We start from the raw sequence: 21,039 nt of genomic DNA on the forward strand, positions 1-21,039 counted from the left end.
TCCGGCGCGCGTAGGTCGGACTCCCACTGACAGCAGAGACGAGGAACAAAGACATGGCTATCAAAGTTGGCATCAATGGTTTCGGTCGGATCGGTCGCCTCGCGCTGCGAGCAGCCTGGCGCTGGCCAGAGTTTGAATTCGTGCAGATCAATGACCCGGCCGGTGATGCAGCGACCCATGCGCACCTGCTCAACTTCGACTCCGTGCATGGCCGCTGGCAGTATCAGGCCGACTCCGAAGGCGAGTGCATTGTCATCGACGGCAAGCGGATCAAGGTCAGTGCCAATAGGGCAATCGCCGATACCGACTGGTCGGGCTGCGATCTGGTGATCGAAGCCAGCGGCAAAATGAAGACGGTTGCGGTTCTCCAGGGCTATCTTGACCAAGGCGTGAAGCGCGTTGTGGTCAGCGCTCCGGTGAAGGAGAGAGGGGCGTTGAACATTGTGATGGGGGTCAATCACCACCTGTTCAACTCTGCGCAACATCGCATTGTGACTGCCGCTTCGTGCACCACTAACTGCCTGGCTCCGGTGGTCAAAGTGATCCACGAAAAGCTGAGGATTCGTCATGGTTCGATCACCACCATTCATGACCTGACCAACACCCAGAGCATCCTCGATCAGCCGCACAAGGATCTACGCCGTGCGCGTGCTTCCGGTATGAGCTTGATTCCGACCAGCACCGGCTCGGCCACGGCCATCGCCGAAATTTTCCCGGAATTGCGCGGGCGCCTGAATGGTCACGCCGTGCGTGTTCCGTTGGCCAACGCCTCGCTGACTGACTGTGTGTTTGAAGTTGAACGCGCCACGACTGCAGAGGAAGTTAATCAACTGCTGAAAGACGCTTCCGAGAATGAATTGAAAGACATTCTCGGCTATGAGGAGCGTCCGCTGGTGTCCATCGACTACCGTACCGATCCGCGCTCTTCAATTATCGATGCGTTGTCGACCATGGTCATCAATGGCACTCAGGTAAAAATCTACGCGTGGTACGACAACGAATGGGGCTATGCCAACCGTACGGTCGAACTGGCAAAAATGGTCGGTCTGGCCGTCTGACAGGGAATCATCATGAACGCGTTGTCAGCCCTTGCTCCAGAAGTGCGGCAGTATCTGCTCGTCACGGGTAATTACTGGGCCTTCACCCTCACCGATGGTGCGTTGCGCATGTTGGTGGTACTGCACTTTCACGCATTGGGCTACAGCCCGCTTCAGATTGCGGCGCTGTTTTTGTTTTATGAGTTCTTTGGCGTGGTCACCAACCTCGTGGGTGGCTACCTTGGGGCCCGCTTGGGCCTGAACCGGACCATGAATATTGGTTTGGCCATTCAGGTCGTGGCACTGCTGATGCTGACAGTGCCCTCGGTCTGGCTGACGATTCCTTGGGTAATGGGCGCCCAGGCGTTGTCGGGGATCGCCAAAGATCTGAACAAGATGAGTGCCAAAAGCTCGATCAAGCTGCTGGTGCCCGATGGACAACAAGGCAAGCTGTACCAGTGGATCGCGATCCTAACCGGCTCGAAAAATGCGCTCAAGGGCGTCGGTTTCTTTCTGGGCGGTGCACTGCTGGCTGCCATCGGATTCAAGGGCGCCGTGCTGGCCATGGCCATCGTATTGGGGCTGATCTGGATCAGCAGTCTGATCTTGCTCAAGAAGGACCTGGGCAAAGCCAAAGCCAAACCCAAACCCAAGTTCCGGGAGATCCTTTCCAAGAGCCGTGCGATCAACATCCTGTCGGCAGCACGGATGTTTTTGTTTGGCGCTCGGGATGTCTGGTTTGTCGTCGCATTGCCGGTCTATCTCAGTACAGCCTTTGGCTGGGACGTCTGGAAAGTCGGTGGTTTTCTTGCTGCGTGGGTGATCGGCTACGGCATAGTGCAGTCGTTCGCGCCCAGCATTACGGGCAAGAAAAACGGGCGTGTGCCTGATGGTCGAGCGGCTTTTCTCTGGGCACTTCCGCTGGCGCTTCTGCCAGGGGCTATTGCCTTGGGGTTGAACACTGGGTTGTCCGAGCACGTCGTTCTCTTGGGTGGGCTGATGGTCTTTGGCGTCCTGTTCGCCGTGAACTCATCGCTGCACAGTTACCTGATCGTCTCCTACGCCAAGGAAGACGGCGTCTCACTGGATGTAGGTTTTTACTACATGTCCAACGCGATGGGCCGGTTGATCGGCACCGTGCTCTCCGGATGGATTTACCAGATGTACGGGTTGAGTGCGTGCTTGTGGATATCGAGCGCTTTTGTCTTGCTCGCCGCGCTGATTTCCATTGCTCTGCCCAGACATGCCACGGCGATATGAAGCACTGCTGGACAATCGTCATTACGTCATGAATCTGCGCGACTTGAAGCTGATCGTCTCTTTAAACGCCTCCACTTTCCCGATACGACGGATATTCGCCCATGTCCCTTTGTAATAGGGCACTACATTTCGGTCGGTCCATGCGGTGGTCAAATCGCCCATAACACCGTTGAAGTGGCCGAACTGCATAAAGGTCTGATTCCGCTTTATATCAGGCTCCAGGTAGGCCAGCGCGTAAGACGAGCCGTAGTCGTTAAATACTTCAACCACGTCCCCGGATGCAATCGCCAAGGATTTTGCATCGTCGGGGTTGATTTCCAGATACGCCATGGGTACGCGCGCCTTCACGAACTCGTTGTATTGGTCGTGATAGAGCGTTTGCCACACCTCATTGATACGTCCATTGTTGATCCAGAACTTATATTTCTCCTTCTGCTCCGCGACCGGTTTTGGCAGCCCAGGCCACGTTGCTGGCTTGAACTCGGCTTTACCGTCCGGCGTGTCGAACGTGTAGTCGGTGTAGAGCATTTCGGTGCCGATCAGTTTGCCATCCCGGTACTCTTTGACGGGTAGCTGGACTCCATTGTTACCCATGGCAATCAGTCGCTCGTAGGTGACAAGATTGCCTGTGTTACCGCCCTGACTATCGATAGGGCCGACGCCCGGCTGACCGGCCATACGAAAGCCGTCATTGAAAGCATCTTCCTCTGTTTTCCAGTCGAAGCCCGCAAATCGCTCCGCCATGTCCTGCTTTCCTTCGGCGCTGTACATCTGCCGAAGGGTGTTGGCGATAGCGGCCGCAATCAGGCAATCGGCTTTCGCTGAACCGGGGGGATCCATGAACTTTTGCGACAGACGCATCCTCCGCTCCCCATTCATCGAGGTGAGATTTATCTCGCCCGGATGAGCTGCTGGCAGCATCACATGAGCGGCTTCTGCCAGCTTGGTGGGATAGAGGTTGATATTGGCTAAAAAGAGACCGCCTTTATTTTTCACCGCATCGTAGATCGCGTCCACCCTCTGCGCGGTTGAGCCGCCGCGCACCGTCGCCATGGCCTCCCTGACAATATTGGCGCGCTTCAGAATGACGGTACGGTGTTGCTCTGCATTGAGGGTGGTCTGGAATGGATTGGCCCCCCATGCCGTGTACATCATGCCCTTGCCATTGATGATCTCCTGATCCACATAGATCTTGGTGGTGCCTGGATAAGGGGGGCGCGTGTAACCTTCCTGGTGGCCGCCCATGCGCACCACCCCGGTACCCCGACGTCCTACGTTATGAGTCGCAAGTACCAAGTTGACCAAGGCAGACTGGATCAGGTAGTTGTCATTGCCCCAGATGATTCCTTTTTCGTAGGCGTGCATGGTGTGTGGCCGGTGGCCAGAAGCTTTGGGCTTGTAGGCCCATTCGGCTGCAAGCTTGAGCTTGTCCGCCGAAACACCGGTGATACGGCTGGTTTCCTCAATCGATAACCTATTGGCTTGAAGCGTCTGGTCAAACCCTTTGGTATGGGCCGAGATAAACTCCTGGTCATGCCATTTTTGTTCAACCACGTAGGTCAACAGACCGTTGAACAAAGCGATATCCGTTCCCGGTTCGATATCCAGGTGAAGGACGTTGTCCTTGCCTGCCGCTTGCTCGGCCACAGCGATAGTAGGCGTCCTGCGCGGGTCAACAAAAATCACTTTCGCCGGGGCAACGGTTTCCCCAGGAAAACGCTGTTTGCGTTTGATGACGGTCTGCCCCTGTAAATTGGGGAGCCAGTGGGCCAGGAAGTAGTTGGTTTGGGTCTCGTATGAATTGCAGCCGATGGCCATAATAACGTCAGCCAGCTCGGCGTCTTCATAGCTGTTATTGAGTTCACCAATGCCCATCTCGCGTGTGGCGTGGCACTCGGAGTTATAAGCAGGGCGGTTGTGGATACGTACCAGCGGTGTCTTCAGCGCCGTGAACATCAACTTGCCGGTGCCCCAGGTATTCTCAAATCCTCCTCCGGCGCCTCCGTGGTCGAAGCAGTCAAAGGCGAGGGCGGCTGGCCCGTCATTATCAAGAATCTTCTTGGTAACGCCCGCATAAAGTGCCAGCGCATCATCCCAGCTGGTGTCTAGCCACTGGTCAGCCACATAAATCCGTGGGCTGCGCAGACGCTCCTTGCCCACACCGTCGGAGTTATACATGACCCTGGCCAGTTGACCGCCTCGCGTGGACGAGAGCCCTTTATTAACGTCGCACTGCTTGTCGGGCACAATCATGAGGTTGTAACGCTTGCCGTCTTTGTCAGTGATCGTGTTCTGCATCGCAGGGGTCATGATCACAGCCAGAGGAGGTAGCTGTTTACGAAAGTCGAGCCCTAACGCATTTTCATCGGGTGCCCGTCCACCTTCCAGGTTCTCTGGCCATTTGTAGACGTGGTAGCCACAACCCACGATGCAGAAGTGACAGGCAAGGTTGGTTTTCTGGGCCTCTGGAGGGGGGAGCGCCATCCGATCTTTATTGGTTGCCATTTTAAGCCTCTTATCAAAGGAGGTTGGACTGACGCCCGTAGATCAACCCTTCGACGGCCACTGCACGTACCGAATCGTCATTGGAGTTGTATTCGAGCACTATGCTGGGCAGATTCTCGGTCGCCTGGCCGGAAACCATTTGACCCGTATTTTCAGGATCGAAAATGCTGAAATGGCACGGGCATTTAAACACCCGCGGCCCTGCGTCATAGGTGACCGGGCACCCCATGTGCGTGCATAGCGTGCTGTAGGCAACGATGTCGCGCTCCGGGCCAATGCCACCCGGAACGGGAGCGCCCATCTTGATCAATGCGCAAGGTGAGGAGGCATCGGGATAGAAAAACGAGACAGGGGTGTTGACCTGTAATTTCTGCGCGTTGATGATCGCTTTCATTGGGTAGGGAAGGTTGACCCGCCCTATCACCTGCGGCTCAGGCGTGGTTGCCGCCGCTTGGGTTAAATGGGGTACTCCGATGACTGCGCCCGCAGCAATCCCGCCTCCAACCTTCAAGAAGACTCTTCTGGAAATCGATATCATCTCTGCCTCCGCATGACGCTTGCGATGCAGTTGACTTCGTCTGTGTCGTAAGCGGATTTTTATTTTTGACCCAGTCAGCATAGGATAAAAAAACGATTGTTGCGCTGCCCGTAAAAGCAGCCAATTGACGCTCCTATGTCAACCGATGCGCCCCGATTCATTCAAATCGGCCACAGCCAGAGGGTACAAGACGCTGCATGTGCTGTTCGACGGCGTTCTCGACCACATCGATTTACCGGAGGTGCGTCAATTTTTGACGACCCAATCAAGCGTCTGCGATGCTTAGGCCTCTGGCGCGGGCCCTGGATATACGGGGGCGAAACCGCCGCCCAACGTCCGGAAGTTGGTGGTCTGGCCTTGATACAGGCGCGCCGCCACCCACTGCACCACGCCGTTGTAGGCATAGTCGCGCACGTCAAATTTCAGCACGTGAGCCGGAATCGTGGCCGACAGGGTCCGCAGTCCAGGGAGAACCAGGGCTTGGGCCACGTAATCGGCAGCAAGAATTTCCTGCCACACCCGCTGGGTTAGCTTGTCGCCGCGATAGGCGGCGCGACTCCCGAATCCTGCACAAGGCTTGAAGAACAGCCGTCGACGCTCGCGCCACAGGCGTTCGGCACTTTCCGGGGTCACCACCTCAGTATGTGGAATGCTGGCGAGTAGCAGGTTTTGGGTGGCTTGCGGCAGGCCCGACGCCTGCAACCATTGGGCATCGCAGAGCAAAGCCAGGTTACGTTTGTCCGCGTACAAGGCATGGGCTTGTGGGTGAGGCGTGAGCAGCGTGGCACGTTCAAGGTAAGCTTGACGCAACGTCGCATTGGCGGGCGCATCGAGAGCAAAGTCGGTCAGGCGGTTATAGACAATATCGATGACCAACTCGTTATGCCGAAGTGCACCACCTCTCAGACTTAGCTCGGAGGGATCGACTATCACCGCTTCCAATCCATGGCGCTGGAACAGTTGCTGGAACAGCAAAAATTCGGGGTATAGATACTGCTGCTCGGGAGCATCGTCGACAATCGCAATGCTGCGCAGGGGCCTATCCAGCCCGTGCAGCGCCCACTCATGGCGAAACATCTCGATTATTCCTGCCTCAAGCGTCTCGGCCCTGCCCGAGGGTGGCAGCAATTGCTCTATGGCCGGGCAACACGCGTGTTGCGCTCGCGCCAGCGCTGCATTGAGCATGGCCCCACCTGCATTGGTGTTGATCTCGATCAGGCCGAAACCACCCTCAGTGACATGGAAGTCATAACCGAAGAACACTCCCTTGGCCCCACCAGGATCATGTCGCGCAATAGTGGGCGAACGAGCCAGCACTTCCTCGCGGTAAGCCGGGAGCGCGATGACCGACTCGACAGCCCGCACGACCTGCGCCATGCGCTCCAAATGGGCCGGGTTGATAAAGACTGGATGCCCGGCGAACAGATAAGGGCAACGTTGCTGTACCAGCTCGAACAGGCCGGGTTGACCGAGCGTCGACTCCAACGCTTCACGCAGTGCCTTGGTGTCCAGGCTGATGCAGAAGCACTGACTGTTGAGGGTCTCTATCGAGATTCCGGCCAGGGACGCAGCGGCGGCGGCCGTCGACAGGAAGGACGTATCGTGATCGAACAAGGGCATAACTGGCATGACTGGCTTAGGCATCTTCGTCTCCGCATGGGCCCATGCGCCAATCGAACCGGGTCTCTTACCCTGAGTCGACAGCGCCTGAGAGGTCGAGAGTCAGGCGGCTCGTCGCTGAGATTGGCGGTGTATATCGATGATGTCGTCCCGGTCTAGGCGCTAAGCCACAGCTCGACCTTATCTCGGCTCGGGATGCCACCGGAATGAACGACCTTGCCATCAATGACGACGCTGGGTGTCGACATAACCCCATAGCTCATGATGTCACGCAGCTCTTCCACTTTTTCCAGCTTCACAGGTACGCCTTTAGCGTGAGCGACTTGCTCGATGATGGCTATCGTCGACTTACAGTTGGAACAGCCGGTACCTAGTACTTTGATGTCTTTCATAAAAACCTCAACAGGTGGATTTACAGAGTTAAGTTGAAGACATAGCCAACGATGAGAATGCCAACGGCCACGACACCAATAAATGTGGCTATCAAGCGAACCTTCAACACCTTGCGCAAAATCACCATCTCTGGGAGGGAGAGCGCAATGACACTCATCATGAAGGCCAGGACGGTGCCCAGCGCCGCACCTTTCGCGAGTAGCGCCTGCACAATAGGAATGATCCCCGCCGCATTTGTATACATTGGTATGCCTATCAGCACCGCGAGCGGGACAGACCACCACGCTTCTTTGCCCATGAAGCTGGCCATGAAGTCTTCCGGCACATACCCATGAATACCTGCGCCAATAGCGATACCGGCAAGGATGTAAGGCCATACTTTCCCGACGATTTCGCGCACGCTGCCAAACCCGGCATTTATCCGCTCATGCAGCGGCATGCTCGTGTCCCCAGCGGTTGCGTGGACCTTGGGCATGTCACGAACCCAGTCCTCTAGATAGGCCTCCATTTTCAAGCGCCCAATGACCCAGCCCGCAACAATCGCAATAAACAAACCCAGACTCAGGTACAGCAGTGCAACTTTCCAGCCGAACAAGCCAAGCAGCAAGGTCAACGCGACCTCATTCACCATGGGGGCGGAAATCAAAAATGAGAAGGTCACCCCTAATGGCACGCCTGCCTGAACAAAACCTATAAACAGAGGCACAGCAGAGCAGGAACAAAACGGGGTAAACACACCCAGAGACGCCGCCATGACATTGGCCATGCCCTCGCTTCGACCCGCCAACATTGCGCGGGTGCGTTCAGGTGTGAAGTGGGAGTTGATCATGCCCATCAAAAACACGATGCCGGTCAGCAGCATCAGCACCTTGGGCGTGTCATAGAGAAAAAACTGTAATGCGCCCCCCAAGTGGCTGTCACGATCAACGGGCAGCGCTGCGACCAAAGCCTCCGACACTGGAATCAGGGCCTCATACAAACCGAACCAAACAAGCACTGCCACTACCAGAAAAAGGCGGGGGTTACGCTGCGGCCAGCGCACAATCATTTCATTCATGTGTAAAAATCTCGACTTGATCTGACACACTATCAAAGTCCATCGCCTGCTCCAGGCAATGGACCGTTCAGGAACGTATCAATTTCGCTGACCGTGCTGCGCGCTGTCCGTGTCACCCCAATCAAGGTAGCTGAAGCGGCGCCTGTCCACTCGCCGTAACCCACCAGCCACAACCTGGGCTCTCTGATTGAGTGAGTGCCATCGACATCAACGCGGCCTTCATCGTTGAGGACACCCAGCCGGTCCAGATGATCCAGAGCAGGCTTGAACCCTGTACACCAGATCACTGCGTCTACCTCTGATTCTGAACCATCTGCCCAGATAACACCTTTATGGGTAAATCGTTTGAAGGGCCTTACTGTCCCGAGGACGCCACGCTCGCGGGCCTCGACCACGGGGGGCACCATGACAATATCTCCCAATCCACCGACCGGCTGTTCGATCACTCGACCTTCCTGCTGAGCCTTCCAGCGTTCAGTTGCACGTTCGAAAAGCACCCGGCCATCAACCTCGTCGGCAAGGAAAACAGGCTCCTGTGGTGTCACCCAAACGGTGTCAGCCACTTTAGAAACCTCGGCCAGAATTTGCGCTCCGGAGTTTCCGCCGCCTACGACCAGTACGGTCTTGCCCGCAAAAGGTTGCGCCTCGACATACTGCGCCGAATGCCGTTGCTGACCCGAAAACCGGGACGCACCTGGATAGCTCGGTATGAAAGGGTTGCTCAATGTGCCAGTGGCACTCACGACGACTTTCGCATCCCAATACTGGTCACCTGCGTGCACGCGCAGCCCAGTTTCGCTGCGCTCTACTGCCGTGACTCGGATTGGGCGTTCCACTGGAAATTGGTAGCGCTGCTCGTACTGAGTCAGATAACTGATCACGTGGTCTCGCGTCGGATAACCATCCTCCACGGGAGGCATCATCCAGCCGGCAATGGAACTCCAGGTCGACGGCGAGAAAAGATGAAGCGAATTCCACCCATGATTCCAAGCGCCGCCAGGTGTTTTTTCAGCGTCGAGGATCAGAAATGAACGCTTGGTGCGGCGAAGAAAATAGCCGACTGCCAGTGCTGACTGACCGCCGCCGATGATCAAAACATCTACCGAATTGGAATGGTTGGACATGTTGATACAGGCCTGGGGTCATGAAATTTTTACAAATATATAGGGAGTGAAAAATCTCGTTTTGATCTTGATCAGTCCCCAGTCTGGACAATCAATCTTGACAGCGCTGCGCGTGCGCGGCACGCACGCAACATGACGGCTTTTGGTCGTGGATAAAGCGTTGATATCACAGGGGTCTCACAAATCTTTCACACGTGTTTGACCTCGCTGCGACTAATGCTTAAGTAGCGTACGAATCATGAGCAATTGGAGAGCATCATGAGCGACCCCATCAAACTGAAGTTTTCTGAAAAGTACGATCAGGAGCAGGTGTCGCAGTATTTTTTGAAACATCAGGATGGGCTTGCTCGCAGGCTGTTTCACCTGCGGGATGAGTACTTGGCTCGCAAGGCGCTTTCTCTGGCCGGTGAGCCGGGACTGGTTCTTGATCTCCCTTGCGGAGCAGGGCGGTTCTGGCCTCTGTTGGCGGAAAAGCCTAATCGAGTCATTATCGGCGCGGATCACTCTAAGGACATGATCGAGACCGCCTGCAAGTCGCAGTCGACTGAGGTGGTCAAGCGAGTACGCGCCTTGCAAACGTCAGCGTTTGAGATCGACTTGCCCGACAATTCGGTAGACAGCATTTTCTGCATGCGTTTGCTGCACCATATAGGCGAACCGCAACTCCGGTTGACGATGCTCAAGGAGTTCCATCGGGCCACTCGGGAAACGCTAATCATTTCTTTGTGGGTGGACGGCAACTTCAAATCCTGGAAACGTAAACGTCAAGAGGCATGTCGGCGCGCAGGGGGGGATAAGGGCGATTATCAAAAGCGGTTCGTCATCTCAAGGGAAACTGCCGAGCGCGAGTTCAAAGAGGCGGGGTTTGGTATTCAGAAACGTCTCGACTTTATTCCCTTGTATGACATGTGGAGGGTCTACGTTCTACGCAAGGATTGATAGAGTCATCTAGACAACATCGAACTGCGGGCCAAAGCTCACAATTGCGGTGCATGAATGGTCGATTTGAAAAAAGTTGTGGCCAATTGACATAAATTTCACTCAATCTGAGTTACATTTAGTGGCAATTAAATTATTGCACTCACTCGATAGTTATCGGAGATGTATATGACATCTGCAATTGGAAGTTCGACGAGTACACCAATCATTAGAACTGCTCCTGTGTCCGCTCAACAGGTCAAAACTGTTGCCATGGACAGTGACGGCGATCACGACGGTAGCAAAGCAGGCGAAGTAGAGATGCCTAAAGCAACCTCTGGCAGTGTGGGCACGAGAATCAATACCACGGCCTGATACCTGATTGACAGATTACGACTATCTGGCATATCAGTCGTTTAAGAAAGGGAGCCTAGGCTCCCTTTTTTTGGCGCATGAATTATTAGACAACTGCACCGAATGAGGTGCCCACCAGCGCGGTAATAGCCATGGCAAGTGCCCCCCAAAAGGTCACTCGCCACGCGCCTATTGGAACGCTGGCGCCTCCGGCTTTCGCCGCTATACCGCCGAGCGTTGCCAGAAATAGAAGTGACATCCCTGATATCCACGGGATAACGCTTTGAGCGGGTGCAATAAACGTAACGATCAGTGGCAAGGCTGCGCCGACAAAAAAACTGGCCGCCGATGCCAATGCTGCCTGCAGTGGTTTTGCGCTGAGCGCGTCAGAAATCCCGAGCTCGTCGCGCGCGTGTGAACCCAGGGCGTCGTGTGCCATTAATTGCGTCGCCACTGTCCTGGCGAGATCAGGTTCAATACCACGAGCCATGTAAATGGACGCCAACTCAGAATGTTCAGCAAGCGGATCCTTTTCAAGCTCGGTTTGCTCGCGCACTAGATCCGCTCGCTCGGTATCGGCCTGAGAGTGCACAGAAACATATTCTCCAGCGGCCATGGACATGGCGCCTGCGACCAGTCCTGCAATACCGGTCACCAGTAAAGTACTGTGTGTGGCGTGGGCCGCGGCCACCCCGATTAAAAGACTGGCGGTCGACACAATACCGTCGTTGGCACCCAATACGGCCGCGCGAAGCCAACCAATTCGGTCACTTCTATGGGCCTCGGAATGTTTGCGCATGAACTTCATTTATGAATTACGCTCGCAGAGAAGGCGTCAATGCTGGAGATAACGTAGCGCATAAAGAGCGTGAAGGGGCTATGTTTTATTAGCGAGTTTCAAGGATCGTCTGAATACGCCCGGCAACAATGGATATTTCCCTGAATGCTTCCCCTTCGCGCAATACAAATAATGCGTCCATGCCCCGTGCTTGGGCCAGTTCAGGACCTGCCTCTTCGCCGAGTACCATCAGAGCAGTGGCCCATGCATCGGCGAGCATGCAACTTGATGCAACCACGGTCACTGCAGCTAGTTTATTGGTCAGTGGTGTTCCACGCGAAGGGTGCATGGTATGCGAGTACAGCTGTCCATCAACTTCGACCCAGTGTCGGTAGTCCCCGGAGGTAGCAATGGCCGCATCGCTGAGTTCCATGATGCCCATGACTTCACGAGTTCCCCGGCGGGGGCGTTCAATCGCAACCACCCAGGGCTGTCCATCAGGTTTGAGCCCGCGTGAGCGCATTTCGCCGTCAATCCCCACCAGATAGTTTGTTATTCCCCAGCTGTCGAGGCAGCGTGCCAGTTCATCCACGGCAAAGCCTTTGGCAATGCCTGAGAGATCAAGCGTCGTCGCTGCACGTTTACGGGCCTGGCCACGAAGCGCATCTATTTCGAGTGCTTGCGTTGCAGGCAGTCGCACCCGGTGTTTTAGCGCGCTGATCTGTTGTGCAGTGGGTTGATGCTCGCCGGGACCAAAGCCCCAGGCATTCACCAGATCGCCCACTGCGATATCAAATGCACCGTTGGATTGTTGGCTGATACGTAAAGCTGTTGTCAGTACGGTGGTCAGCTCTTTGGGCAGGGCACACCATTCATTCTCGGGTGCAGCGTTTAGCAGGTTGAGGTCAGACTCCGGCTTCCACGTCGACATCTGCCTGTCCACGTTGTCGACAGCCTCGAACAGACCTTTGCCAATGGCAGTCTCGTCCACCTCTGGCTTGGCATAGAACAGCGCTGTGTAGCGCGTGCCCATGGTCTCTCCGCTGAGACTGTGTCGGTCGGCAGGGGAGGGCTGATAGTCAGTAGACATCTTCACGGTAGCGTCCTTGTGCCTTGAGTGTCAGCACGGTCAGGTTAAGCGGTGCCAGGACTTCATCGAGCGCGCGCATCACGCTTTTCGCCATTTCCCGACTGCCGCATACCAACACCTGAGCGCCTTTTTCAATCAAACGGCGCATCTGCAGGGCGTCGCCGATGATCCGGTCTTGTACATAGCTGCGGTCGTGTACCTGTGAAAAAGCCGCTTGCAACTTGGTGAGTCGCTGGTCCGCCAGGTAGCCATTGAGCTGTGGCTCATAGAGGAAGTCCGATGCCGGGTGGCGGCCACCCCAATATAGGTGCATCGGGTGTCTGGCGGTGTTGTTACGGATGAAGCCTGCTAAAGGACCGATACCGGTGCCGGCACCAATGAGAATCACCGGAGCGCTCCCGGAGGCAGGGCGGAAGTCTGGGTTGGGCTGTATGAATGCTTCAATTTGCGAGCCAATTGGTAAGTCATGGAGGAGGCTGGAACACACGCCGTCAGGATGCTTGCGCACGCAGATTTCCAGAATGCCATCGGTTGACCCACTGGCCAGTGAGTAGAACCGCGGCAGCACGCTTCCAGGCGGCAGAATCCCGACCAGATCACCGGCTTCGAAATGAGGCAGCCCATCCCCCTTGCGCAGGCGCGCCGGCCAACCCGGTGCGAGCAAGGGCGCTACGGCTTTGAAACGCAGGATGTGCGTGGGTGCCTTGACCTGTTCGCCGTACTCCACGCGTTCCACCAGGTGCAAGGTGCGGGTTTTCGGCTGAACGGGCGTGTGCACCAGCGTCAGATCATGGCCGATCAATTGGCCGACGGCATGCCCCCAACGTGTGAACTCCTGGCTTGATTGTCGATTGATGGTTTCAAGTTCAAGCAGTTGCTGCCAGCCGTGTGAAAGCATGGCGGCTTGCGTATCCTTGGCGAACTGACAAAAGCTCGGAAACTGCTTGTCGCCAAAGCCTAGTACGGCAAAGCCAAGGCCCGGTTTTACAGGTGCGTTCGCCAGTCGTTTGAAAAACTGTCTGGCGGAGGCTGGTGCGTCGCCGTCACCGGTAGTCGCTGTCAGAATAAACAGGCGCTCGGCACTGCGGTACTCAGTCGCCAGTTGGTTCATGGTAGCGGTATGTACACGGTGACCCGCTTGGCTCAAGGCCTCATGTAACGTTTTCGCAAATCCCCAGGTGCTGTTGTTTTCGCTGCCCACCAAAATCACCGTGTCAGCGGACTGTGCGCCACTGTTGTGACTGATGTGTGGCATCGACTGACGGCGGCGCCACCAGAGCAGGGCGCCTGTGACGCTCATCAACGGCACGCTCAACGCGCAAATGCCAAGTAACAGGCCAAGCCACCAGAAGCCTTCGCCGGTATGCAACTGGTAGATGAATTCATAGGCATCACGGGCGTTGTCATGAGCCTGGTAAGACAGCAGCGCGCCACTGGCTTGATCAACAAAACCGTCGCCCTGGGCAGTGTGCAGCGAGAACACATCAGTCGGGTTGCCGGGACTGGGGTAGTTTAGCTCGCGCAGATCATTAAGGTCGGTCGCCAGCAGCGCAGGCAACGTCTCGACAGGTGCTGCCCGACCGCCACTCATGGTGCTCGGGAAAGCCGGCTCCTGCTGGGTTCCGTCAGGGATGAACTCGAACATCACCGCTGACATATACATACCCGTCAACGCGGATAGCAGCAGACCGAGGATCGCGAAACGCCCGACTTCAGCGTGCCAGCGTTGGCTGAAACTGCCCTGCAGCGGGCGCAGGATCTGTCTCCAGCCGCCCAGTCGTCTTGCCAGCAATGCAGCGCCGGAGGCTGACAGGATCAGTATCACCAAGGCTCCAATACCTGACATCGCATGGCCGGGCGTGCCCAGCAGCAATGACCTGTGCAAGTCTTTCACCCAGCGTGAGAAGGCTGACGGTGCATAGGGCGCAATGCCTTGTCCGGTCATGGGGTCGACAAGCTCGGCGCCCGCCTGACCGTCCTGGTTGTAGTAAACGATGATCGAGCCAGAAGCGCTGCGCCGAATTTGTTCAACCGCTGGATAGGTATGCGCCACCCGGCCCGCCAACTCGGCAACGTTCAATTGGCCGACTGCGGGCACAGTTGCGTTCATTCGTTCTATGGCTGGATCAATTGACAGGATCGCGCCGCTGATGGCCAACACCATAACCAGCAGGGCAGCGATAAGGCCGGGCAGTGAATGAAACTGGCGAAGCATGTTCAGCCTCCAATAGGTGCCGAAGTCACATGTCGTAGGTAAAGGTTTCTACATAACCGTTGCCGGTTGCAGGCTTGCCCGCACCTTTAGTCGTCAGCGGTACGACAACGTCAGCGCGAACCTCGCGTTTGTTCTCGACAGCGCTGTCGATGCGGATCTGATAGCCCGCATCAATCAGGGTGTCAGCCAGTTCTACACTGACTTTCAGGGTGCGCCCGCTACCGACGCTGGCACCACTGACCCCGTCAAACTCACTGGACTTCAACCCGCTGCCGCGAGCCCAGTCAGGAAGGTGTTTGTAATACTTGGCTTTCCTTCCGGCGACCCAGAGGGTTTTCTGATAGTTGCCATTGGCATCGGTGACATAAAACGCCAGATAAGCATCGTTGCCGTTGTAGTTTTTTAACTGGGTGGTCAAGGTCACTTCGCGCGCCTGGGCTAACCCTGGCAGGGCGACGGCACCGGCGAGACACATTGCAGCAGCAATCTTTTTCATGGTGGGGTTTCCTGTTAGAGCGTTGTGGCGGAATACTGGCCTTGCTAGCTGAATGCAACCTGAAGGCGTGAAAAAAGTTGATCAGGTAGTTTTCAGCTGCGGGGCAAGGACGCTTGAGTGACTGAACATGATTTCTCTCCCGCTTGAGTCTCTGTGGCATACCCTAGCGGGAGTCCCTGACAGCAACCTGAATCGTGCTCGAAGCGGTACTTCAGGTTTTATTCAGGTGCAGCCGCTAACGTGCAGCGCTGGGAACGAACACAGAAGGGGTTGATATGCGGGTTTTGTTGGTTGAGGACGCGGTGGGGCTTGGGGACGCAGTGCGTGAGCAAATTGCCGATGACGGCCATGCGGTGGACTGGGTGCAACGGCTTGACCACGCCGAGGCGAGCGTACGCACGACAGCCTATGACCTGATTTTGCTGGATCTGATGCTCCCGGACGGGCGCGGGCTGGACTTTCTGCGCAAGCGGCGGTCGGCTGGCGATGTAACGCCCGTGATCATCCTCACGGCTCAAGACCAGATATCCGAGCGCATCGCCGGTTTGAATGCGGGGGCCGACGACTACCTGGTAAAACCCTTCGATCTGTTTGAATTGTCTGCCCGAGTCGCCGCCGTCGCACGGCGGTACAGTGGTAATCCCAATCCACAGCTGAAAGTGGGAGAGCTGGTCATCGACATGACTGCTCGCACCGTTCAGCGTGTCGGTACTATTGTGGATTTGACTGCTCGCGAATGGGCTCTGCTGGAAGCATTCGTTCAGCGCCCGAGTGCGCTGCTGTCGAAATCGCAGCTCGAAGAGCGTCTGTATGCGTTCGGTGCCGAGATCGAAAGCAACACTATCGAGGTGTACATCAGTCGTTTGCGCAAGAAATTGGGGCGCGATTTGATTGAAACCGTCCGTGGTATGGGTTACCGGTTGATGCCCCTATGAAGACTACTTTCAGTTTGCAAAAACGTCTGGGGCTTGGGCTGACGCTGGGGATGACATTGCTTTGGCTCGGGGGCACGGCGGGCGCTTGGCTGGTCGTACAACATGAGCTGAATGAGGCCTTCGACAGTGCTCTGGAAGAAACGGCTCAACGGATTTTGCCCTTGGCCGTACTCGAAATCAGTAATCGTGGCGAGTCTCGCGAGTCGAAACATATCGAGGGGCTGAGAGAGCATAAGGAATACCTCACCTATCTGGTGCGGGATGCCAAGGGCAATACGTTGTTGCAGTCTCACGATGCCGACCCGAGTGTATTCAATGCCCAGCCGATTGAGGGCTTTGCCACCACTGGCAAGTACCGTCTGTATGCCGTTAGCGCCCTGCGCGAAGCAGTGTTTATCGAAGTCGCGGAGCCATTGGCGCATCGCCGCGAAGCTGCACAGGAAGCGTTACTCGCCTTGCTCTTGCCATTGCTGATACTCATCCCGATCAGCCTGTTGGGAACCTGGCTATTGGTTCACTTCAGTCTGCGCAGCGTCCTGGCTTACCGTCGCGCAATCGAGACCCGCGGGGTAGGCGATCTATCCCCCATTAAGGTGTCTCAATTGCCCGCAGAAATTGATCCGCTGGCCGAAGCGGTCAATCATCTGATGGAGCGGCTTCGTCGGGCGCTGGAGGCTGAGCGCAGCTTTACTGCCAATAGCGCCCATGAGCTACGCACCCCGTTGGCGGCGGCATTGGCGCAGATGCAGCGGTTACGTCGCGAGGCGCCTGACGGACCATTGCAGGTGCGCGCGGCAAAGATCGAGACTTCGCTTCGTGAGTTGGCACGGCTCTCGGAAAAGCTCATGCAACTGGCCAAGGCCGAAGGGGGCGGGCTTCTATCTGAAGCCCCGCAAGACCTTATCCCGCTGCTGGCCCATGTAGCGGAAGAGTTGAACGCTACTGCCGGGCAGCGGATTCATTTAACCCTGCCTGCGGAGGGGGACGTGTTATCAACGATTGACCCGGATGCCTTTGCCATCCTTTTACGCAATCTGATCGAGAACGCGTTGAAGCATGGCGCGCCGGATCAGCCGGTAGAGGTGAGCTTGTCGAGTCAGGCGCTTCTAACAGTCGTGAATGCGGGCTCGACAGTGCCTGCGCAGGTTCTGGAGCGGCTCACCGAGCGCTTCGTGCGAGGTAACAGCGAGGCCAACGGCTCCGGTCTTGGGCTGGCAATCGCACAAACGATTGTTCGAGGCGTTGAGGCGACAATGAGCCTCGCATCCCCCGCAACAGACAAACAGGATGGCTTTGAAGTTAGGGTGCAGTTTGTGCTTGCGCGGCCATGAAGAAGTCTGACCTTACCGGGCGTTCTCTGATAACGTTAATAAAATAAAGAGGGGGCTTAAACGTTTCATTGGAGGCGGGTTTGATACTTAGTCGGGTGACAAGTTGCCACACTCGTATAACTTCCGTGAATAGCACTTGGTTCGCTGAATGCATATTGATTGCGGCGGCGAGACGGAATTGGATCCGATTATTGCGTCTTAATCATTGGCGTCAAAATGCAGTCGGCGGGGCATGTGTAATGATGATATGTGAAGTATGAAATAGGTATAACCCGGCGCAGTATAGTGATATCGTAAAGCCATCCCAAGGAACGCTGGCTACAATTATTTATACGCGCTAACCACGTGCTACACGCGTAAAAAGTTACGACTAAAGTGCTATTCAAGAACCGCTTCGGCGGCGGCGAGTATCAACAGCTCTGATGTGCTCAGTCGGGACCAATACACAGTGGAAGATGAGTGTTTTCTGTCGTAAATAATTTGAGGGTGCAACGTTTAAACGGGGTGCCCGCTCGAGCGCTGGCGTATGTCAATCAAGCACCTTTTTCGCATTAACTTAAGACGACTGATTCTCTTTCTGGCGTTTTTCAGTGCCATTCTCACGCTCACCAACAGTCTGTATGCAAGCTATTGTGTACAGCGCCAGTTGCTCATTGATAGCACGCTGGAATCCAACCGTGTGTATGCAGCCAAGCTGGCCAATAGCACCGAAGTGTTTCTTACTACCGTGACGCAGCAGTTGGCCTACAGCGCCGGGTTATTGAGTGAGCAGCTTGATAATCCGCAAGCGTTGCAAAGCGAGGCCACCCGGTTACGGCTACAAACCAATAGTTTCAACTCGATAGCGATTACGGATGCAGAGGGTTGGTTACGTGCGGTCTCGCCCGAAACATTGCCAATCAAAGGGCGAAGGCTGAACACACCCGGTGCTGTCGAGGCGTTGAGTAAGCGCCGTCCACTCATCAGCCAACCTTACATCTCCGTTGCGGGTAATCTGGTGGTGTTCATTTCTCATCCGATCATTGATCGTGAAGGTCATTACCTGGGTTACATCGGCGGTACAATTTATCTCAAACACAAGAGCATTTTGGACGATTTGCTGGGCGAGCAGTATTATCACGATGGCTCTTATATTTACGTGGTAGATCAGAACCAGCGACTGCTGTATCACCCTGATCAGATGCGGGTGGGTCAAGTGGTGCGTGACAACCCGGCTATTGAGACCGTGATCCGTGGAGAAAGCGGGAAGCAACGTCTTATTAATAGTCAGGGCATTGACGTACTCGCCGGTTATGCGAACGTACCCTCAGCGCATTGGGGCATTGTGGCGCAACAGCAGACGGATACAACACTGACCGCACTTAATAATCTAATGTTGGATGTGCTTCTCAATACGCTGCCGCTCAGCGTGCTGGGCTTTCTCGTCATTTGGTGGCTCGCGCGCCTGATTTCCCGCCCCCTGTTGCAACTGGCCGACAGTGCCCAAGAGATGGAAACGCCCGGTGCGGCAGAGCGCATTGCGCGCGTGAAGTCGTGGTACTACGAATCGACACAACTCAAGCACGTGATGCTCGTCGGAATTCGGCTATTACATGCAAAGATCGGCAAACTTACTAGCGATGCACAAACAGACTCGCTCACCGGGCTGCATAACCGTCGCGTGCTCGATATTGCATTAGAGCGATTGGAGCGCGAACGTCGTCCTTTCGCGGTCGTGGCACTCGATATCGATCACTTCAAGCGAGTCAATGATAGTTATGGCCATGATGCAGGTGATGAAGTACTCAGGCGGTTGGGGGCGTTGATGCGTGTCAATACTCGAGAGGGTGATGTGCTCTGCCGAGTCGGTGGTGAGGAATTTCTTATTCTCTTGCCGGCTACTTCACCTGAGGTAGCTCACCGAGTGTCAGAGCGTCTGCGACAGCAAGTAGAAGATGCACGGATGGACCCGGTTGGGCCTATCACTATCTCTCTGGGTGTTGCGCACTGGCCGCTAAGCTCTGGCAGCGTCGACGACGTTTTGAAGATGGCAGACAACATGCTTTACACGGCAAAACAAACGGGTCGTAATCGGGTCGTTTTAGCCGGTGCGCTGCATCCGCCGGAACAGGCCCTCGCTGCGCTATCAAACGCGTTATCTGCCGATCAGTGAGGGTCGAAGACGAGCCCGTGAGTTGTTTCAGGCAAGACCGGCAAGGCGGCGCAGGCGCTCCAGGCTGCGCGGCTCCTCGCCATTGATTTCTGCTGCGGCCAAACGCATAAGCACTTTCTCTCGACGAAATTGCGCTGGCGGCAGAACGTAGACTGCGCCAATAAGGTCCCGCAGAGCCATGGGCAGCCCCCAGTGAGCTTTAAGGCTGATAGCAAAGGGGTTGCTGAATTCGCGCATGGCTTGCGTCAGTGCGCTCTCGCTGAGGCTGTGCCCTTTGTGCTCCCAGGCTTGAGCCTGATAGATCACGCAGAGTTCTCCTATGCGGTGCAACAAGGCTGCGCACTGAAGCGGCGCGGGATCAACCCCGCATTCCCGCGCCAAGCGCGTGACTCGATTACTGAGAGCTTCTGCGTCGTTCAGATGAGCTTGGGCCAGCGTCTGCACCAAAGGACTGCTCTGCTCGTTAGCTTGACGCAATGCCAGACACAAGGCCATGTTGAGGCTGGTCGGTCCGCCCAGCCGCTGCAAAGCCTCGGGCAGGCTCATATAGGGGTGGCCAACGCCGATATAGGCGCTGCTATTGGATGCGGCGACCAGATGGGCGCTCAAGGCCGGGTCATACTGCCAGCTCTCTACAAGTTCGCGCAGATCCAGTTCTTCACCTTTGAGGATCAGCTGAAGTGTGTCTTTGACGTTGCTCAGCAGTGGTATATCCAGTTCCGCGGCGGACAGGCGACCAAGGAAGGCAATGAAGTCTTGCTCCGTTAGCGGTTCGAGTGAGCGTTCTGCACTGTCGGGTAACAGCTTTTTCAGGCGAGCCACCACACTCGGTACCTGGAAGGGCTTACTAATAAAGGTACTGATCCCCAGCGAGCGCGCAGACAGCACATTCTCACGATCGGCGCGGCCGGTAACCACAACCAGGGGGGCGGGGCGATTATTTTTTAGAAGGGTGTGAAGCAGGCGGACACCGGTCGAATCGGAGAGGTTCCAGTCTGCGAGTACTAATTGATAAGACGTTCGCTTGCACGCTTCGTCGGCAGCCAGTACCTCGTGAAAGATGTCTATTGCCGCGTCCGGGCAAAGATTCAAGACAATCTGCTTAAGCATGTCAGCGATCCAGGGGGCATCTTCCAGAATCATCACTTGCATGTTGCGTCCTTCGGGGTGGCGGTGCATGAAGGAATGACGACTGAAGAGATCATGATGTGCCGGATTTCATTAAGGAGTTTGCCC

Annotated in this window: 17 protein-coding genes; 6 read left to right on the top strand and 11 right to left on the bottom strand. The window is 55.8% G+C overall.

The features are described 5' to 3' along the window. Positions 1-53: 53 nt before the first annotated feature. Together QN399_RS23715 and arsJ are read left to right on the top strand one after the other, a co-directional pair. Complete coding sequence (locus tag QN399_RS23715) at positions 54-1,058, top strand: ArsJ-associated glyceraldehyde-3-phosphate dehydrogenase (RefSeq protein ID WP_330201779.1); 1,005 nt, start codon at positions 54-56, stop codon at positions 1,056-1,058. 12 nt (positions 1,059-1,070) lie between these two features. Then, positions 1,071-2,297, top strand: coding sequence for an organoarsenical effux MFS transporter ArsJ (gene arsJ / locus QN399_RS23720; RefSeq protein WP_330201780.1), 1,227 nt, complete (start codon positions 1,071-1,073; stop codon positions 2,295-2,297). Positions 2,298-2,318: 21 nt separating this feature from the next. Here the strand turns inward: arsJ and QN399_RS23725 are convergent, their stop codons facing one another. From QN399_RS23725 to QN399_RS23750, 6 genes are all read right to left on the bottom strand, one after another. Further along, the gene (locus QN399_RS23725; RefSeq protein ID WP_330201781.1) at positions 2,319-4,802 is read right to left on the bottom strand and encodes an arsenate reductase (azurin) large subunit; all 2,484 of its coding nucleotides are present in this window, start codon (positions 4,800-4,802) and stop codon (positions 2,319-2,321) included. Between the two features lie 13 nt (positions 4,803-4,815). After that, the gene (locus QN399_RS23730; protein ID WP_330201782.1) at positions 4,816-5,313 is read right to left on the bottom strand and encodes an arsenate reductase (azurin) small subunit; all 498 of its coding nucleotides are present in this window, start codon (positions 5,311-5,313) and stop codon (positions 4,816-4,818) included. A gap of 309 nt (positions 5,314-5,622) precedes the next feature. Further along, entirely contained in the window at positions 5,623-6,984 is a 1,362-nt protein-coding gene (locus QN399_RS23735) for a hypothetical protein (RefSeq protein WP_330201783.1), read from the bottom strand. Positions 6,985-7,115: 131 nt separating this feature from the next. After that, entirely contained in the window at positions 7,116-7,352 is a 237-nt protein-coding gene (locus QN399_RS23740; RefSeq protein ID WP_330201784.1) for a thioredoxin family protein, read from the bottom strand. 20 nt (positions 7,353-7,372) lie between these two features. Then, a complete protein-coding gene (locus tag QN399_RS23745) occupies positions 7,373-8,410 on the bottom strand; it encodes a permease (RefSeq protein WP_322178926.1) in 1,038 nt (345 codons plus the stop codon). Between the two features lie 32 nt (positions 8,411-8,442). Then, positions 8,443-9,534, bottom strand: coding sequence for an ArsO family NAD(P)H-dependent flavin-containing monooxygenase (locus tag QN399_RS23750; RefSeq protein ID WP_323566336.1), 1,092 nt, complete (start codon positions 9,532-9,534; stop codon positions 8,443-8,445). 258 nt (positions 9,535-9,792) lie between these two features. Between QN399_RS23750 and QN399_RS23755 the strand changes: the two genes are divergently transcribed. Next, the gene (locus tag QN399_RS23755; protein ID WP_330201785.1) at positions 9,793-10,473 is read left to right on the top strand and encodes a class I SAM-dependent methyltransferase; all 681 of its coding nucleotides are present in this window, start codon (positions 9,793-9,795) and stop codon (positions 10,471-10,473) included. Positions 10,474-10,912: 439 nt separating this feature from the next. Here the strand turns inward: QN399_RS23755 and QN399_RS23760 are convergent, their stop codons facing one another. The 4 genes from QN399_RS23760 to QN399_RS23775 form a co-directional block, all read right to left on the bottom strand. Further along, positions 10,913-11,614, bottom strand: a complete 702-nt coding sequence (locus QN399_RS23760; RefSeq protein WP_330201786.1) for a VIT family protein — start codon at positions 11,612-11,614, stop codon at positions 10,913-10,915. Positions 11,615-11,693: 79 nt separating this feature from the next. After that, positions 11,694-12,674, bottom strand: coding sequence for an FAD:protein FMN transferase (locus tag QN399_RS23765; protein WP_330201793.1), 981 nt, complete (start codon positions 12,672-12,674; stop codon positions 11,694-11,696). Next, positions 12,664-14,889: a PepSY domain-containing protein gene (locus QN399_RS23770; RefSeq protein ID WP_330201787.1), complete on the bottom strand. Its 2,226-nt coding sequence runs from the start codon at positions 14,887-14,889 to the stop codon at positions 12,664-12,666. Before QN399_RS23770 ends, QN399_RS23765 begins: the two co-directional genes overlap by 11 nt. 25 nt (positions 14,890-14,914) lie before the next feature. Next, on the bottom strand, positions 14,915-15,385 hold the full coding sequence (locus QN399_RS23775; RefSeq protein ID WP_322216654.1) for a DUF2271 domain-containing protein: 471 nt from the start codon (positions 15,383-15,385) through the stop codon (positions 14,915-14,917). Between the two features lie 275 nt (positions 15,386-15,660). Here QN399_RS23775 and QN399_RS23780 point away from each other — a divergent pair, with 275 nt between their 5' ends. The 3 genes from QN399_RS23780 to QN399_RS23790 all read left to right on the top strand — a co-directional run bounded on the left by QN399_RS23780 (position 15,661) and on the right by QN399_RS23790 (position 19,803). Then, positions 15,661-16,320 carry a response regulator transcription factor gene (locus tag QN399_RS23780; protein WP_322178933.1) on the top strand — a complete coding sequence of 220 codons (660 nt, stop codon included), beginning with the start codon at positions 15,661-15,663 and terminating at the stop codon, positions 16,318-16,320. Further along, positions 16,317-17,651 (top strand): HAMP domain-containing sensor histidine kinase, encoded by a 1,335-nt coding sequence (locus tag QN399_RS23785; RefSeq protein WP_322178934.1) that lies wholly within the window; start codon positions 16,317-16,319, stop codon positions 17,649-17,651. The genes QN399_RS23780 and QN399_RS23785 overlap by 4 nt, the downstream gene beginning before the upstream one ends. Positions 17,652-18,177: 526 nt before the next feature. Continuing rightward, on the top strand, positions 18,178-19,803 hold the full coding sequence (locus QN399_RS23790; RefSeq protein ID WP_330201788.1) for a sensor domain-containing diguanylate cyclase: 1,626 nt from the start codon (positions 18,178-18,180) through the stop codon (positions 19,801-19,803). Between the two features lie 27 nt (positions 19,804-19,830). Here the strand turns inward: QN399_RS23790 and QN399_RS23795 are convergent, their stop codons facing one another. After that, on the bottom strand, positions 19,831-20,955 hold the full coding sequence (locus QN399_RS23795) for an HDOD domain-containing protein (RefSeq protein ID WP_330201789.1): 1,125 nt from the start codon (positions 20,953-20,955) through the stop codon (positions 19,831-19,833). Between the last annotated feature and the right edge of the window lie 84 nt (positions 20,956-21,039).

This window comes from Pseudomonas sp. 10C3, assembly GCF_036346185.1.
Taxonomy (GTDB): domain Bacteria; phylum Pseudomonadota; class Gammaproteobacteria; order Pseudomonadales; family Pseudomonadaceae; genus Aquipseudomonas.